Annotated in this window: 1 protein-coding gene; it reads right to left on the minus strand. The window is 57.4% G+C overall.

All coding sequences use genetic code 11. From position 1 onward, the window contains the following. Nucleotides 1-22 precede the first annotated feature (22 nt). Nucleotides 23-1,497: peptidylprolyl isomerase (gene ppiD, locus FT726_RS27280; protein ID WP_346303849.1), on the minus strand; the 1,475-nt coding region annotated here is incomplete at its 5' end.

The raw sequence follows: 1,497 nt of genomic DNA on the forward strand, positions 1-1,497 counted from the left end.
AGTTTACCTTTTTTTGTGAGGCTTACTGGTTTTGTGCGGCGGCGCCGTACTTAATCTTCGCCGCTTTACGCAGGTTTTCCAGCAGCGCTTCAAAGGCAATCTGCGCGTTGTTTTGCGTCACGCCTTTCACCATTTCGTCGATCTGCGCCTGCGGCATGTTGCCCGCGCTGACCTTATCCAGCGCGACCAGCACCACGTTGCCCTGCATATCTTCGCTGACACCCCACGACGGCTTGTTATCCGCTGGCTGTGGCAGGTTGAATGCGGCCTGTGCCACCGGATCCTGCGCGTTGCGATCAACGGTTTTGCTGGCGCTCAGCGTCATGCCAGCCGCCTGCAGCGCGTCCTGTTTGCCCGCTTTCAGCTCGGTCAGCAGTTTGTCTGCCTGCGCTTTGGCCTGCTGCGTCGCTTTGTCATGCTTCAGACTGTCGGCAATCTGCGCTTTAACCTGATCCAGCGGTTTAACCGCTTCCGGTTTGTGCTCGCTGATGCGCAACACAAACGCCCGATCGCCATCGACGCTGATGATGTCAGAATTGTTGCCCGGCGCGCCGTTCTGACCGGTCAGGCCACCGTTGAAGATCGCCTGTTTAACCGCATCGAAATCGAGATCGGCCGGCACGTTATCGCGGGTGATCCAGCCCGTTTCCACCACTTTCAGGCCAGATGCCTGTGCGGCGCCCGCCAGGGATTCGTTGTCGTTGCTGGCGGCTTCGCTCACCTTCTGCTGCATCTTATAGAAGGCGTCGACGGCTTTTTCCTGCTTCACTTTATCCGCCACCGCATCGTGCACCTCCGCCAGCGGTTTAACCTGCTCTGGCTGGATATCGTCCAGACGCACCACCAGGAAACCGACTGAGGACTTGATCACGCCAGACAGCTGACCTTTCTGCGTCAGGTTGGCGTTTTTCAGTTCGTCCGGCGTGGTGTTCGGCTCCAGCCAGCCCATGTCGCCGCCTTTACGCGCAGAGATTGGGTCGATAGATTTGCTCTTCGCCAGCGTGGCGAAATCCTCGCCCTTTTTCAGCGCATCCAGTACCGCGTTGGCATCGGCTTCGGTTTTGGTCTGAATGATGCTGTAACGGTTGCGCTGCGGCTGTGAATAGTCGGCTTTGTGCTGATCGTACCAGCTCTGAATATCCGCTTCGCTGGCGTTCTCCTGCAGGCTGGCCGCATCCATTTTGATATAGCTGACGCGGAACTGCTCAGGTGCCATAAAGCTGCTCTGATGCTGCTGGTAATACTGATTGATTTCGTCGTCGCTGGCGGTTTGTTTCGCGGCCAGCGCATTAACGTCAATCACCGCCTGACGAATCTCACGCTGCTGCGAGACCAGATCCACCAGCTTGCTGGTTTCACCCTTCAGCATAAAGTCGGTATTGGCGATGGCGTTAATCAGCTGCTGCGTCGCCAGCTGCTTGCGCAGCGCTTCGGCGTACTGATCGGCACTGAAACCCATGCTGGCGATCAGGCCGTTGTATTTCGCGTTGTCGAACT

The organism is Pantoea sp. Morm (assembly GCF_016643525.1).
In the GTDB taxonomy this organism is placed as follows: Bacteria; Pseudomonadota; Gammaproteobacteria; order Enterobacterales; family Enterobacteriaceae; genus Pantoea; species Pantoea dispersa.